The sequence below is a fragment of the Pseudomonas sp. NMS19W genome, from assembly GCF_051554255.1.
GTDB classification, from domain to species: domain Bacteria; phylum Pseudomonadota; class Gammaproteobacteria; order Pseudomonadales; family Pseudomonadaceae; genus Aquipseudomonas; species Aquipseudomonas kribbensis.
On sequence record NZ_CP136718.1, the window covers coordinates 2,931,943 to 2,945,931 of the forward strand.

General features: G+C 57.6%; 9 protein-coding genes and 3 pseudogenes. 1 reads left to right on the top strand and 11 read right to left on the bottom strand.

Annotated features, from left to right (window positions below; all coding sequences use genetic code 11):
• Positions 1-17: 17 nt before the first annotated feature.
• The 8 genes and pseudogenes from R1A29_RS13310 to R1A29_RS13345 all read right to left on the bottom strand — a co-directional run.
• Entirely contained in the window at positions 18-1,466 is a 1,449-nt protein-coding gene (locus R1A29_RS13310; RefSeq protein ID WP_438301813.1) for a hypothetical protein, read from the bottom strand.
• Positions 1,467-1,501: 35 nt separating this feature from the next.
• Positions 1,502-2,365: a DUF4123 domain-containing protein gene (locus R1A29_RS13315; RefSeq protein ID WP_438301815.1), complete on the bottom strand. Its 864-nt coding sequence runs from the start codon at positions 2,363-2,365 to the stop codon at positions 1,502-1,504.
• Positions 2,356-4,410: a type VI secretion system tip protein VgrG gene (locus R1A29_RS13320; RefSeq protein WP_438301816.1), complete on the bottom strand. Its 2,055-nt coding sequence runs from the start codon at positions 4,408-4,410 to the stop codon at positions 2,356-2,358. The genes R1A29_RS13315 and R1A29_RS13320 overlap by 10 nt, the downstream gene beginning before the upstream one ends.
• Before the next feature lie 150 nt (positions 4,411-4,560).
• Complete coding sequence (locus R1A29_RS13325) at positions 4,561-5,115, bottom strand: hypothetical protein (RefSeq protein WP_438301817.1); 555 nt, start codon at positions 5,113-5,115, stop codon at positions 4,561-4,563.
• Positions 5,102-5,755, bottom strand: coding sequence for a DUF2931 family protein (locus R1A29_RS13330; protein WP_438301818.1), 654 nt, complete (start codon positions 5,753-5,755; stop codon positions 5,102-5,104). Before R1A29_RS13330 ends, R1A29_RS13325 begins: the two co-directional genes overlap by 14 nt.
• Positions 5,748-6,098, bottom strand: coding sequence for a hypothetical protein (locus tag R1A29_RS13335; RefSeq protein ID WP_438301819.1), 351 nt, complete (start codon positions 6,096-6,098; stop codon positions 5,748-5,750). Before R1A29_RS13335 ends, R1A29_RS13330 begins: the two co-directional genes overlap by 8 nt.
• Positions 6,095-7,069: a T6SS phospholipase effector Tle1-like catalytic domain-containing protein gene (locus R1A29_RS13340; RefSeq protein ID WP_438301820.1), complete on the bottom strand. Its 975-nt coding sequence runs from the start codon at positions 7,067-7,069 to the stop codon at positions 6,095-6,097. The genes R1A29_RS13335 and R1A29_RS13340 overlap by 4 nt, the downstream gene beginning before the upstream one ends.
• Before the next feature lie 260 nt (positions 7,070-7,329).
• Positions 7,330-9,239 (bottom strand): annotated as a pseudogene (locus tag R1A29_RS13345) (type VI secretion system tip protein VgrG); the annotation flags it as partial.
• 267 nt (positions 9,240-9,506) lie between these two features.
• On the opposite strand from R1A29_RS13345, the pseudogene R1A29_RS13350 reads away from it, so the two are divergent.
• Positions 9,507-10,807, top strand: a pseudogene (locus R1A29_RS13350) (OprD family porin).
• Between the two features lie 69 nt (positions 10,808-10,876).
• Here the strand turns inward: R1A29_RS13350 and R1A29_RS13355 are convergent.
• The 3 genes and pseudogenes from R1A29_RS13355 to xylB all read right to left on the bottom strand — a co-directional run bounded on the left by R1A29_RS13355 (position 10,877) and on the right by xylB (position 13,989).
• Positions 10,877-11,497, bottom strand: a complete 621-nt coding sequence (locus tag R1A29_RS13355; RefSeq protein ID WP_085709768.1) for a hypothetical protein — start codon at positions 11,495-11,497, stop codon at positions 10,877-10,879.
• A gap of 44 nt (positions 11,498-11,541) precedes the next feature.
• The gene (locus R1A29_RS13360; protein ID WP_438301822.1) at positions 11,542-12,480 is read right to left on the bottom strand and encodes a carbohydrate kinase family protein; all 939 of its coding nucleotides are present in this window, start codon (positions 12,478-12,480) and stop codon (positions 11,542-11,544) included.
• A 13-nt stretch (positions 12,481-12,493) separates the two neighbouring features.
• A pseudogene (xylB, locus tag R1A29_RS13365) lies at positions 12,494-13,989 on the bottom strand (xylulokinase).

Genomic DNA, 13,989 nt, shown 5'->3' on the forward strand with positions numbered 1-13,989 from the left:
CTGCTTTTCCGTTGCTATTACCTGGAAGTTTTTTTCAAGTCCTTGCTTGCTGCGGCACCGATCTCGCTCACGTCTTTTTTCAACACCTTTGCGATGCCTTCAAGATTGAGCAGACTCAGGTGTTTGACTGGACTGTTGGGACTATTGAAAAGCGCGACTTCGCGCAAAGGAAATCCTGCCTTGACCAAGCGCTCTTCCGGTTTCGGTTGAAACTGCTCGGGCTCCCATAACAGGTGACGTAATGGCAGGGCAGCAGCCACTGCTGCCTCGGCGTCGTCACGAAGCTTCAGACGAGCTTGCTGGATACGCTGCCATTCTGCTTGCTCCGCTTCAACGATACCTGTCGGAGCCGCGACGTTTTGCCCGCTCGCGTCAATCCAGGCTTTATATTTCGAACGGATCTGCTCGGTGAGCTTGATCTGTTGCTGTTCCATCTCAAGGTATGCCTTGAATTTCTCGACGCCGGCGCTGATATCGCCAGTATCAGGAATGAGGGCAAACTCCGGCAAAGCCAAGCCGTAGTCAGCAACTTTCAAGATCGAATCAATATACGCGGCGAAGTCTTTTTCGACTTTCTTGCGCTCGTTGGCGACTTCCTTCAAATAGCCACACATCCGGGCTTTGCCATCAATCACGCAGTTAGTAGCGTCCAGATAGGCTTTTTTGTTTTTTTGAAAGTCTTCTTCTTTCAGAGTCGTCAGCTTGCCACCGGATGTGAGTGCCGAACGCGCCTTCAGATAGGTCTGTACACGGCTTCTCGCTTCGAGTGCTCCCGGAGAAAACAGGTTGCCGCTTTCATAGGTGTAGCCTGCTACTTTGGCTTGTGCGACAGCTATGTTTTTCAGCTTCTTCCATTCGCTGTAGAGTCGCTGCAGTTTCTGCCCGTCAGAGTTGGCTTCAAGCAGACTCGCTTGTTGTTGATTGGCAAGTTCCCGATTACGAGCGTATTCGCTCTGGTCCGGTTGCTTGTCCAGAGCCGCACTATTGCGGGCTTCTCGGCTGACAGCGTTCAAGCGCATAGCCATCGTAGGTTGCGCGATATCCGGCTCCTGAGCTTCGATTTCCAGCATTCGGCTTTTTTGCTCGCCTTGCAGGAAGTTAGTCAGCTTTGGCTCAAGGAAGTATTCCAGCAGCCCTGCGGTGTTCATCCCCTTGAGTCGTTCTTCTGGAGACTTGCTTACGCTGATATGTTGCTCAAGTTCATTCATTGCTTCTTTGATCGAGCTGGCAGCACGTTTAGGCAATAGATAGAACATTTTTTCCTTGGTGGCGTAAATCACCTCACCATAGGACGTCGAGCAAGGCGTCTTTACCTTGTCGAACGCGTTGGAGCAACTGTCAGGCGCCTTGGGCTGCGGATCAAGTTCCAGCGCTGGTTTGTTTTCAACCGGTGCTGTTTGGGTCGATGCATTTGCAGTTGGACCGTTGAGATTTTCCTTGGGTGCTTTCGAAATACCAGTTTCCATTTCGCTTCCATTCATTCTTTACGCGGACGGGGTCATCAGGCAGCGCTGGTGGAGAGTTGCTGCAGCTGCTGAACCTTGATGAACGACTCTTCCCTGGATTGCAGGATGGTCATTGCCTGAGACTGCGTTTCGAGCAGAGGACCGTTGGTGATCTGGCCCAACTTCAGTAAATGACGACCTTCATAGATATTGTGGGCAACCAGTACATTGAGGTTTTCGACGAGGTTGGGCAGTTCCTCGTCGGTCGGTTCACCGTAGATGGCGTAATGCTCATCAACCCAATAGATCCAACCCAGATACTCCTGAACCTTTGGTGCTGCTGGCGGCAGGTTGAACGCTGAGACGTCGCCCAACCATTCAAGTTCCGAAACGCTGCGCCAGCTCAGCCAATGGCCCCGACTGCTGCCAAAGTGAGCCGGGGCAGGGCTGTAAACGTGTTGCCATGGGCCGAATAACTGATGCGAAGTCTCGTCCGCGGTATAGGCCAATGCGGCCCACAGGCTTGGCTTTTGGTAACTCAGAAGGCTTTGACCGCCGGACCCATCGTTGGCACGCAGCAGCCAGCGAGCATGGGCCAGCGCCTTGGCCGGCTCATCAGTGATGAGTGCAATGCCAGCGAAATTTTCTTCGCAAAGTTTTGCTGCTTCGGCAGCCAGGCGACTGCCCCAAGGAGCGATCAGCCATAGCGGGCCGTCATCGGTCATTTGAGCGAAATCGGTGCCGAGAAACAGGCCTTGGGAATCGATGGGTTCGCCGATGCGATAGAGGCGGCTCATGGTGTCAGGCTGACGGGCACGATCAATGATGAAACACAGTGTCGAGCCGGCGTTCTCTCGGGGTAGCTGTTCGAATGTGTGGCGCGGAGCCGCCAACAAAGCACTCAGCGCTTTTACATGCATGTGCAATCCTTACGGCTGCAAGCGCCGTTACTCTGTTTTCCGCACAGCGGTGTGATGCCGGATTCATTCAGTCGCTTTGGCAACGGGACAGGGACTTTCCCTGCCTTATCCGCATCCACCACCTTCATCGGCCCCGGCAACAACGGTGCTGCCGGTGTACCCACGCCCGGTGCGCCGCCGGTGTTGATCTTCACTTCGGCGCCGCTGATGGTCACGCCGCCGGCATCGGCTTTGACGAAGCTGCCACCGGCCTTGGCGGTCAGTTCCATTGCGCCTTCGATCACGACTTTCTGGCCGGCGTAGTAGTGGATTTCGGTTCCCGCTTCAACCAGTTGCGCCGTGCCGACCTTGAGGTGCTGGGTCACTGCGACGGTCAGGTGATCGTTGGCGCGCATTTCACTGATGCGGTTCAAGTGAGTGATGCGGTGCTCTTCGACCTTGAACTCGCTGTAGGTATTGGCTTCGACGGTGTCATGCCGTTCATTGCCAACCCGAATCTTCTGGTCGTGCTCGATGTTTTCGTCCCAGTCGCGCTGGGCGTGGAGGTAGATCTGTTCCGCGCCTTTCTTGTCTTCGATGCGGAACTCGTTGTAGCCCTTGCCGCCTGGTGAACTCAGGGTCTTGAAGGTGCTGCGGGTCTTGTTCGCCGGCAGGTCGTAGGGGACGACGTTTTCCTTGTGGTACAGGCAACCGGTGACCAGCGGCTGGTCGGGGTCACCTTCAAGGAAGGTCACCAGCACTTCCATGCCGATGCGCGGGATGGCGATGCCGCCGTAGGCTGCGCCGGCCCAGCCACTGGCGACGCGCAGCCAGCAGGTGGTTTTGTCGTCGGCCTGGCCGTCGCGGTCCCAATGGAATTGCACCTTCACGCGGCCGTATTGGTCGCAGTGGATTTCTTCGCCGCCGGGGCCGGTGACGATGGCGGTCTGGCTGCCGAGGACTTTCGGTTTCGGGTGTTCGAGGGCTGGGCGGTAGGGGGCGTCCCACGGGGTGGCGACGAAGCTGTTGCGGTAGCCCTGGTGGAAATCGCTCTTGCTGTCGGTGACGTCGCTGGTGACGTTTTCGCCCAGCACTTGTGGTTGCTTGCCTTCGTGGAAGATCTCCAGCAGCAGCCACAGGTCGTTCCATTCGGCGCGGGGGTGTTCGGCCAGGGTCAGGAAATGTCCGCTGGTCAGGGTCGGTTCGTCACTTTTGCCTTCAGCGAGTTTGTAGTCGCTGCGATGGCGTTCCAGCGCCCGGGTCGAAAGGAATTTGCCGCGCTCACGGGTCGTGAAGCGGCCGGGGTAGTCGTAGTCCTCGAGGTCCGGCATGAAATCGGATTTGACGGCGCCTTCGGGCAGGATCTTCGGTTTCTCGAAGTCGTAGTCACGACGGCTGACGCGGCTGGTGCGGGTTTCCAGGCGCAGGTTGAAGCGCTTGATCACCGGTTTGTCGGCGGTCATGCCGGAGTCTTGCTGGTAGTTCACCGGTTTCAGTTTGCGGAAAACGGTCTGGTCGTCGCCGAACACCAGTTTGTGGCCGCTGCTGCTGTGCTGGAAGTGGAAGTGAATGCCTTCCTCTTCGCACAGACGCTGGATGAAATGCAGGTCGGATTCGTCGTACTGCACGCAGTAGTCGCGCTCCGGGTACTCGGCGCCGAGCTGGAAGCTGTAGGCGTCGGCCAGAATGCCGCGATCTTCCAGTACTTGGGCGATGATCTTCGGCACGGTCAGTTGCTGGAAAATCTGCTGGTCATGGTTGTGTCGCAGGTAGGCCAGTTGTGGCACCAGGCTGAGGCTGTAGCGAGTCAGGGTCTTGCCGGAATCGCCTTGCTCGATGCGATACACCAGGCCATGAATCTTGCCTTCGCCGGTGGCGCCGAAAGTCAGGCAGCCGGGCTTGTGCAGGAGTTCTTCGAGGTTGAGGTCGGGACGGGCGCTGACCAGTTCGAGGTCGAAACGGAACGGTTCGTTGAGGGCTTCGCGACCGGTGAAGCTGAGGACTTGCAGATCGGCCGAAGCGCCTTCGAGCGTGAGGGTAATGTGGGTAGCATTGGCGTCCAGCATGCCTTGATTTCCGTCCATTGAATAAGCAAGGGACGGATGGTGCAGGATTAGCCGGGCTCGTACAACCCGCAAATGCCCGTCAGGGGCGTAGGGTTTTCCCCTAGAACGGGCGGTTTCGCCAATGGATACGAGGCTTTTGCGACTGTCCGGTCATTTCAGCTCGATGACTTCAAAGCCCTTTTTGTCGGGCATCGCGTTCATCCCTTCGGGTTCTTCCGGCTGGCCTTTTGGGCTGATGTAGTCGTAGACGATGAATTTTTCAGGGATCTCATAACCTTCGTTGGGGATGACCAGGCGCATTTGTCGAGCACTCAGGTAAAGAAAGACCGGAAGGGCCTTTTCGGCAAAATCGATTCGCTCCAGGACTTTGCTGCCCGGATGCCTGCGAATAAAGGCACCTTTCAAATACGGAGAGCCATAGTTCATGGCGTAGATCAGCCCGGAACCCGTGCATTTGGCCATGGCGACTTCACCAACAAAGTCTGAATCGGGCATATCGGTGAAAGCCGTTTCGGTCTGATTGTTGTTTTTGACGAAGAGTCGCTGTCCGTCCTCACTTGAAGTGGACAACAGTGAAACGGTGGTTCCGTCCGACAGCGGGCATTCCAATAGCGTTTTCTTCGTTTCAGCGAAAGCGGGAAGACACGCAAGTGCAAGGATGAGAGGGGGCCATGGTTTTCTTATTTTCTGATTACCAAGAGCCATACGGCACGCCAAATTTTTCAACATAGGCTTTCGACACTGCGGAAAGTGGGCGATGTTTTCCTCCGGACTCTCCTTCGTAAGGACCACGCGGATCAATTTCAGCTTGAACGCGAGTGATTTCAACAGGTGTCAGGCATGGGCCGAGGGCCCAGAGTTTGGCAACACCACCGGGAGCAAGTCCGATGACCAAAGCTTCTCGATAACCTGTAATCCATTTTCCATCGGCAGCGCAGTAGGCTTTCTCCTCTTTTCGCATGACTTCTCTGGCCGACTCAGGGATGTCTATGCCCATCTGATAGGTTTGAGGTTCAACCAAGGACTGCCATCGGACGTAGATTTTTTTGGGGAGGTCTGCGCCCGTGACGTATTTCCCCTTGCCCCAGCCGGGTTTTACCGGCCAACCCTTTGGATTTCCTGTGTTATGAGGTGGAGTCTGAATTGCTGCGGTACCACTCATTGCGCGTCTATAAACCTGGCCTTTGATGTCTACAACATCCGCCGTCTCGATCCAGACCTCCATGTAGCTGGGGGCCGAAAAACCCAGACGCCAAGCGTCATAAGGTAGTGATGCGCTGTGTGCGGCGTTGCAAATTGTCAGGAAAAATGCTGCAAAGATCGATTTTAAGCAGTGGTTATTCATTAGGATGAACAGTTCTCAAATAGTTGTCCGTAGGACGATTAATGAATAAAACCTCCAAATCGCTATTGTTCATTCCTTTAGCAGCGTTCCAGTTATCGGACAAGTGAACATAGCGTTGAAAAAGAAGCTCTTCTTCCTGAACGGTCAATCCTGCCGTTGGGCTTTTGCCTGATGCATAGTTCATCAGTTTTTCAGAGATTGGGAGTAACTCGCTCGGTAGCGCAAGTCTTGGTTCCCCTTCGTCAATCTCATCAAAAGGCACATCGTTATCAACGGCGAGCTGCCTCATGATTCGCAAATAGATCAAGGACAGATCGCTGCGAACCTCACGCTGACTGCTCACCGCCGCATAAACGTGTTTTTTGGTGTGCGATCATCTCTATCTCTGCTGGTGAAGGGGACTTCCCAGGTGCGCAGCTCCAGAGGAAGGTTGTATTGGGCCATTTGATCCTGCAAACGCCGTAAGTCCTGTTGTGCGAGTTTGTAGCTGTTAGCCTCGGAAATCGGTGTTGTACGGTCAACATCGCTCCGGCGTGGTTTACTGACCAGTACGCGCTCCACTGCCTTGGGAAGATATCCGCCTCCCAGATCAGAATGCACGCCTGGCATGACGATATCCGCTGACCCTGCGCTATTCAAAGAGAAGTTGTAACGCCGCTCATTTCTCGCGACCAGGTGAACAATTTTCTTGGCGATTCCAGGCGGCAGGAAAATATTGATGCCCGGGTTTCTGGCGTTGTGGCCAGTGAAGTCCCCAAGCAATGGATTCGCAATGGCCGCTACAGTGTCATAGATGCCGATGAAATTGATTGAGACATCTGTCTTGGTTTGCCATTTGAACGTATCAGTCAGCACTGGCGAACCAGCGGGCAGCGCCTTGGCAAGAAGACTCTCTTGCCCTTTCATGACCTCGTTGGCAAAGTCCCTTGCAGCAGCGGCACCCCGACTGAAACCGAAAATATCGAATTGAATTTCCTTGATGCGTTTATCTGGATTACTACTTTGGAAGGCTCGGATCGCTTTTAGAATTTGTTGGGGTGTTTCTTCAACTCGTGTCCTGACCCCTTGGGCACCAAGTCCAGTGCCTTGTGAATAAACAGAGTCCTCAGCGGTGCTGCTAGTCCCGATTCCGTCGACGTAGATTGACATGCTCGCCATTTCCGCATCTGCCGGAATTTCTTCGCCAGACTGATCGATATAAAGATCATACAGTCTGGCCACATTACTGACGTCGTTGCCATAACTGTTGTCCGGCGAACTACCCTTACCGTCATAACCGTAAGAGGCGCAGTACTTACGAATTTCTTCAGCCATGTCTTGCAGGTTTACGTCTGGTGCAAAGCAACCATAGACACGTTCGCTGTTACTACGGTTGTTTCCTGTCCCATCGAAAAACATACCGAGTCGCAGGGTGATGTCTTCGATTTCAACTTCTTCCTCTTCTTCTTCAAGCGTCTCTTCCGCGGCAGCGGGCGTAGTCTTGGTCGGTGTTACCTCCGGTGCCGCACTGAATTTTCCTATTGGGGGTGCACTAAGGAGGTTGCCTTTTGCATCTGCCGCCAGTGCTGGAATGAGGGGGGCAAGATCGCAATCCCGGAACCCACCCCCGGCGCACCCCGGTATTGGCCTTCACCTCCGCACCACTGATGGTCACACCCCCTGCATCCACCTTGACGAAACTCCCCCCGGCCTTGGCCGTCAGTTCCATTCCGCCTTCGATCACGACTTTTTCGCCAGCGTGGTAATGAATCTCCGTGCCTGCCTCGACAAACTGCCCGGTGCCGACCTTCACATGCTGGGTCACGCCTACTGTCAGGTGATCGTTCGCCCGCATTTCGCTGACACGATCCAGATGAGTGATGCGATGTTCTTCGACCTTGAATTCGCTCAGGGTATTGGCTTCAACGGTGTCATGCCGCTCATTGCCAACGCGAATCTTCTGGTCGTGCTCGATGTTTTCGTCCCAGTCGCGCTGGGCGTGGAGGTAGATCTGTTCCGCGCCTTTCTTGTCTTCGATGCGGAACTCGTTGTAGCCCTTGCCGCCCGGGGAACTCAGGGTCTTGAAAGTGCTGCGGGTCTTGTTCGCCGGCAGGTCGTAGGGGACGACGTTTTCCTTGTGGTACAGGCAACCGGTGACCAGCGGCTGGTCGGGGTCGCCTTCAAGGAAGGTCACCAGCACTTCCATGCCGATGCGCGGGATGGCGATGCCGCCGTAGGCCGCGCCGGCCCAGCCACTGGCGACGCGCAGCCAGCAAGTGGTTTTGTCGTCAGCCTGGCCGTCGCGGTCCCAGTGGAATTGCACCTTCACGCGGCCGTACTGGTCGCAGTGGATTTCTTCGCCGCCGGGGCCGGTGACGATGGCGGTCTGGCTGCCGAGGACTTTCGGTTTCGGGTGTTCGAGGGCAGGGCGGTAGTGGGCGTCCCACGGGGTGGCCACGAAGCTGTTGCGGTAGCCCTGGTGGAAATCGCTCTTGCTGTCGGTGACGTCGCTGGTGACGTTCTCGCCCAGCACTTGCGGTTGCTTGCCTTCGTGGAAGATCTCCAGCAGCAGCCACAGGTCGTTCCATTCGGCGCGGGGGTGTTCGGCCAGCGTGAGGAAATGGCCGCTGGTCAGGGTCGGTTCGTCGCCTTTGCCTTCAGCGAGTTTGTAGTCGCTGCGATGACGCTCCAGTGCCCGGGTCGAAAGGAATTTGCCGCGCTCGCGCGTCGTGAAACGGCCGGGGTAGTCGTAGTCTTCCAGATCCGGCATGAACGCGGATTTGACCGCACCTTCAGGCAGGATCTTCGGTTTCTCGAAATCGTAGTCGCGGCGGCTGACGCGGCTGGTGCGGGTCTCCAGGCGCAGGTTGAAACGCTTGATCACCGGTTTGTCGGCGGTCATGCCGGAGTCTTGCTGGTAGTTGACCGGTTTCAGTTTGCGGAAAACGGTCTGGTCGTCGCCGAACACCAGTTTGTGGCCGCTGCTGCTGTGCTGGAAGTGGAAGTGAATGCCTTCCTCTTCGCACAGGCGCTGGATGAAATGCAGGTCGGATTCATCGTACTGCACGCAGTACTCACGCTCCGGGTACTCGGCGCCGAGCTGGAAGCTGTAAGCGTCGGCCAGGATGCCGCGCTCTTCCAGAACACTGGCGATGATTTTCGGCACGCTGAGGTTCTGGAAGATCTGCTGGTCATGGTTGTGCCGCAGGTAGGCCAGTTGTGGTACCAGGCTGAGGCTGTAACGGGTCAGGGTCTTGCCGGAATCGCCTTGCTCGATGCGATACACCAGGCCATGAATCTTGCCTTCGCCGGTGGCGCCGAAGGTCAGGCAGCCGGGCTTGTGCAGGAGTTCTTCAAGATTGAGGTCGGGACGGGCGCTGACCAGTTCAATGTCGAAACGGAACGGTTCGTTGAGGGCTTCGCGACCGGTGAAACTGAGGACTTGCAGATCGGCGGAAGCGCCTTCAATGGAGAAGCTGATGTGAATGGCATTAGCGTCCAGCATGCTTTGAATTCCATCCGTGAATAAGCAGGATGCAAATGTAGCGGGATTCGCCAAAAGCGCAAAATCGAAAAATCCTGGAGACCGCACGCGGGTCGGAACAATCAGTCAGTTTCAGACTAAAGTCGCCTGTAGCACGTCAAAGCCATCTGCCATCATGGGCGCTCACCCCCGCGTGTTCACTTCCTCCAGGCTCTTCACTGTGCCGGGACGGGAGCTATTTCTGGTTGTTTGCGCCCCCGCGCAATCGTTGTTCTGTTGGAGTTTTCAATGCGTCCCCCATTTCCCCTCATCACCCCGCGCCAGTCGCTTGGCTTCGGAGCCCTGTTGCTGTGCGCCGGTTTTACCGCACACGCTCAGGCCGGCGGTTTCTTCGAAGACACCACGGCGAAGATCGAATCGCGCACGGTGTACTTCAACCGCGATTTCCGTGATGGGCACACCTCCAGCGATCAGGGCGCGTCAAGCGTGAAGAGTCGGCTCAAGGTTTCATTCTCAATCTGCAATCGGGCTACACCGAAGGCACCGTCGGTTTCGGCATCGATGCGCTGGGCATGGCGGGCTTCCAGCTTGATTCCAGCCCCGACCGCAGCAACAGCGGCTTGCTGCCGTCCAGCGGCGAGAATCCGCGCGGCTCGAAAGGCCAGTACGCGAAAATGGGCCTGACCGCCAAAGTGAAAGTCTCGGACACCGTGCTGAAATACGGCGCGCTGCTGCCGGATCTGCCGCTGCTCAAGTACAACGACGGCCGTCTGCTGCCGACCATGTTCAACGGCGCGATGCTGACGTCCAAGGAAGTGAAGGACCTGACCTTCATGGCCGCACGCCTGGACAAGTACACCGCCCGGGACTCGACCGATTCCCAGGACATCCGCGTGCACTGCAAGAACAAGCGCTATGCGTGCAACACCACCGCCGATCATTTCGACATGTACGGCTTCGACTACAAGATCAACGACCGCCTGACCGCGCAGTATCACTACGCCGAACTGGAAGATATCTATCGCCAGCACTTCGTGGGTCTGTTGGCCAATCAGCCGCTGGGTGATGGTGTACTGAAGGCGGATCTGCGTTTGCTGAAAAGCGCCGACAGCGGCGATGCGAAAGCCGGTTCCATCGACAACCGCGCCTTGAGCGGCATGCTGTCCTACGGCATCAGCGGGCACACCTTCAGCGCCGGCTGGCAGCGTATGAACGGCGACAATTCGATGCCGTACCTCGATGGCAGCAACCCGTACCTGGTGAACTACGTGCAGGTCAACGACTTCGCCGCTGCGCAGGAACGTTCCTGGCAGCTGCGTTACGACTATGATTTCAAGGCGATCGGCATCAACGGCCTGAGCTTCCTGACCCGTTACGTGAACGGCGATCACATCAAAGTGCCGGGCAGCGATCAGGAAGGCAAAGAGTGGGAACGCGACAGCGAGCTGAAGTACGTGATCCAGAGCGGCACGTTCAAGGACGTCAGCCTGCGTCTGCGTAATGCGACGTATCGGACGAACTACGAGAAGTTCGCCCGGGACGTGGATGAGACCCGGTTGATCGTGAGTTACAACTTTTCGGTGTTGTAAGTCCGTTCCGATCATCGACCGAAAAAAACCATCGCGAGTCAACTCGTGATGGTTTTTTTTCGCCTGTGATCAGAGCCAATGCCAGAACCGGCTCCAGAACCCGCGATTCAAATCATCCTTGCACGCCGCATATTGCTGGCCGTACATGTCCGAACGGTTCTGCACCTTGCGCGCCACTGGTGGCAGCCACGCCTTGCTGGCATAGGTCTTCTGGCGAAAACCGCCCCAGCCCTCGTGGTAGTTGAGGTACTGGTTGTAGGCGTCGTACTTGTACACGCCGTTGATCGACGTGGTCTTGTCCATGTACCAGCCGACAAAGTCGATGGCGTCATCGAAATCTTCACGGTCGGCGCCGTGGCGGCCGGTGCTTTTCTGGTAGTCGGCCCAGACTTCATCCTTGGCCTGCGCGTAACCCGCTGCGGTCGTGACGCGTCCCCACGGGATCACCCACAACAGGTATTTGCGCGGCGTCTTGGCGTCGTAGCGGTAGCCGGACTCCTGATACATGATCGCGAACGGCACCTGGATCGGCACGCCCCAACGCTTTTGCGTGACTTGCGCGGCGTCGTACCAATCACTTTTCTCGCGGAAAATCTCGCAGAGGTTTTCCGGCGAGCGCGGCGGCGATGTTCCGCAACCGCTCAACAATGCCGCCAATACCAACAGTCCAACCGTGCGCCCCGAATTCAAAAGCCGTCATCCCGTCGTGCAAAAAAGGGCGCCAGTCTACGCGGTCAGGTCAACCGGTGGCGATAAGGCAAATCCGGACCTGTCTTGCTGCACGTCAGGGCGGCCGCCTGTACGGCAAACCTGAGCATGGCGTCGATCTGCTCGCGTTGCAGATGCTGCACACCCTCCACCGAATCCAGTTCATGTTCGGTCAGCCAGGTGATCAATGCGGCCTGGAAGGTATCGCCGGCGCCGACGGTATCGGCGATCTTCACTGCAGAGGCCGGCACCGACCATGAACCGTGAGCGCGACTGAACACGGTCGCGCCTTCGCCGCCTCGGGTCAGGAACACCACCTGGCAACGATGCTGCAACCAGCCTTCGATGACGCGCTGCGGATCCTGCTCGGGATACAGCAGGCTCAAGTCCTCGTCGCTGACCTTGATCAGATCCGCCAGCTCCACCAGCGTGGCGATCCGCTCACGCCACAGGTCGATGTTCGGTTCGGGATTGAGGCGCACGTTCGGGTCGAGGCTGATCAGGCGTTTGCCGCTTTCACGCTGAATCAGCGCAAGCAGGGTATCGGCCACCGGTTGCACCACCAGCGAGAAAGAACCGAAGTGCAAGCCGCGCACTTCCGGGCCCAGTGTCGGCAGATGCGCCAGGCTCAACTGTCGGTCAGCGCAGCCTTCGCCCCGGAAGCTGTAATGCGGCGAGCCATTGGCGCCCACCGCAACCATGGCCAGCGTGGTCGGTGCAGCGAAATCCACCAGATAATCCGGGCGTACGCCTTCGTCCTGCAGCACCTGCTGCAAGCGCCGGCCGAGGTAATCGGTGGACAGCCCGGCGAACAGTGCCGAGTCTATGCCCAAGCGACGCAAACCCACCGCCACGTTGAATGGCGAGCCGCCGGCAATCGCCTTGAAATTGACTTTCGACGCCTGCCCGCCGGCTTCGTCTTCGCTGAAAAAATCGAACAGCGCTTCGCCACACACCAGGTACATAGTTGTTTGCTCTTTATAAGGTTGCGACATGCAGTCGATAGCGTTCATAGGCCTGCTGGAAGGCCGCGACATTCGCGGCAACCGGCAGGGTTTCACTGTTCAGGTCGAGCTTCACGCAACGTTCGCACAGGTCGGCCAGAGTGTCTTCGTGACCGTTTGACCATGACTTGCACCACGCGGCCTGAATTGCGGCACCCAGGGCGGCGGCTTCGCTTTGCTCGGTGCAGATCACCGGGGTGTTCATGATGTCGGCGACGATCTGCCGCCATACCGCACTTTTCGAGCCGCCGCCGATCAGGCAAATGCTGCGGCTTTGTAAACCATTCTGGCGCAACAGATCCAGTCCGAAACGCAGGCCGAAGGTGGTCCCCTCGACGGCGGCTCGGCACAGATTGGCTTGCGTCAGGTTATCGGTCGTCAGGCCATGCAGGCTGCCGGTGGCGTGGGGCAGGGAGGCACGCGTTCGCCGTTGAGGAACGGCAGCATGCTCACGCCTTCGGCGCCGATCGGGGCCTGGGCCACCAAGACGTTGAAAGCGTCGAGATCGAGGTCGAACAATTCGCGAATCGCGCCGGTGGCGTTGGTCATGTTCATGGTGCAGATCAATGGCAGCCAGCCGCCGCTGGACGAGCAGAAGGTTGCGACGGAAGCATTCGGGCTGACCTTCGGCGCTTCGGCGTAGGCGTACACCGTGCCGGAAGAACCGAGGCTCATGGTGATCGCCCCCGGCTGAATATTGCCGGTGCCGATGGCGCCCATCATGTTGTCGCCGCCACCGCTCGACACCAGCGCGTTAGGGTTGATGCCCAGATGTTCGGCAATCGCCGGCAGGATCGTGCCCACCACTTGATGAGCGTCGATCAGATCCGGCAGCGCCGCTTGCAGGCGGCCGCTGGCATCGATGTCGCGCAGCAGTTGCAGATCCCATTGGCGGGTGCGCACGTTGAAGTAACCGGTGCCGGACGCGTCGCCGTATTCGCTGCAGCTTCGGCCGGTAAGCCAGAAGTTCAGGTAGTCGTGGGGCAGCAGGATTTTGGCGATCCGTGAGAATACGGCGGGGTGTTGCTCCTTGGTCCACAACAGTTTGGACACGGTGTAGCCCGGCGCAATCACCACACCGAGGCGTTCCAGCGAACCTTTTTCGCCGCCCAGGTAAGTCAGCAGGCGGTCGTTTTCTGCGGTGGTTTCGGTGTCGCACCAGAGCTTGGCCGGGCGCAGGACCTGGCCTTGATCGTCGAGCAGCACCAGACCGTGTTGCTGGCCGGAAACGCCGATGCCGAGGATCGACTGGCCGTCGACATTTGCCGCCAGCAACGCACGCCGGGTGGCGAGGGCGAAGGCCTCCAGCCATTGCGCGGTGTCTTGCTCGCGACGGCCGTTGGCACCGCTGATCATCGTGTGGGCGGCGGCGCCCTGGCCCAACACCTGACCGCTGGTGGCGTCGAGGATGATGGCTTTGGTGCCTTGGGTGCCGCAGTCGATGCCGAGGAAGAGTTGTCGGGTTGTCAT

Coding starts and splice junctions, on each gene's coding strand:
- R1A29_RS13340 (WP_438301820.1), bottom strand. CDS start 7,069: ATGGCTGAAGAAATTCGTAAGTACTGCGCCTCTTACGGTTATGACGGT.
- R1A29_RS13360 (WP_438301822.1), bottom strand. CDS start 12,480: ATGTACCTGGTGTGTGGCGAAGCGCTGTTCGATTTTTTCAGCGAAGAC.
- R1A29_RS13315 (WP_438301815.1), bottom strand. CDS start 2,365: ATGCATGTAAAAGCGCTGAGTGCTTTGTTGGCGGCTCCGCGCCACACA.
- R1A29_RS13320 (WP_438301816.1), bottom strand. CDS start 4,410: ATGCTGGACGCCAATGCTACCCACATTACCCTCACGCTCGAAGGCGCT.
- R1A29_RS13325 (WP_438301817.1), bottom strand. CDS start 5,115: ATGGCTCTTGGTAATCAGAAAATAAGAAAACCATGGCCCCCTCTCATC.
- R1A29_RS13330 (WP_438301818.1), bottom strand. CDS start 5,755: ATGAATAACCACTGCTTAAAATCGATCTTTGCAGCATTTTTCCTGACA.
- R1A29_RS13310 (WP_438301813.1), bottom strand. CDS start 1,466: ATGGAAACTGGTATTTCGAAAGCACCCAAGGAAAATCTCAACGGTCCA.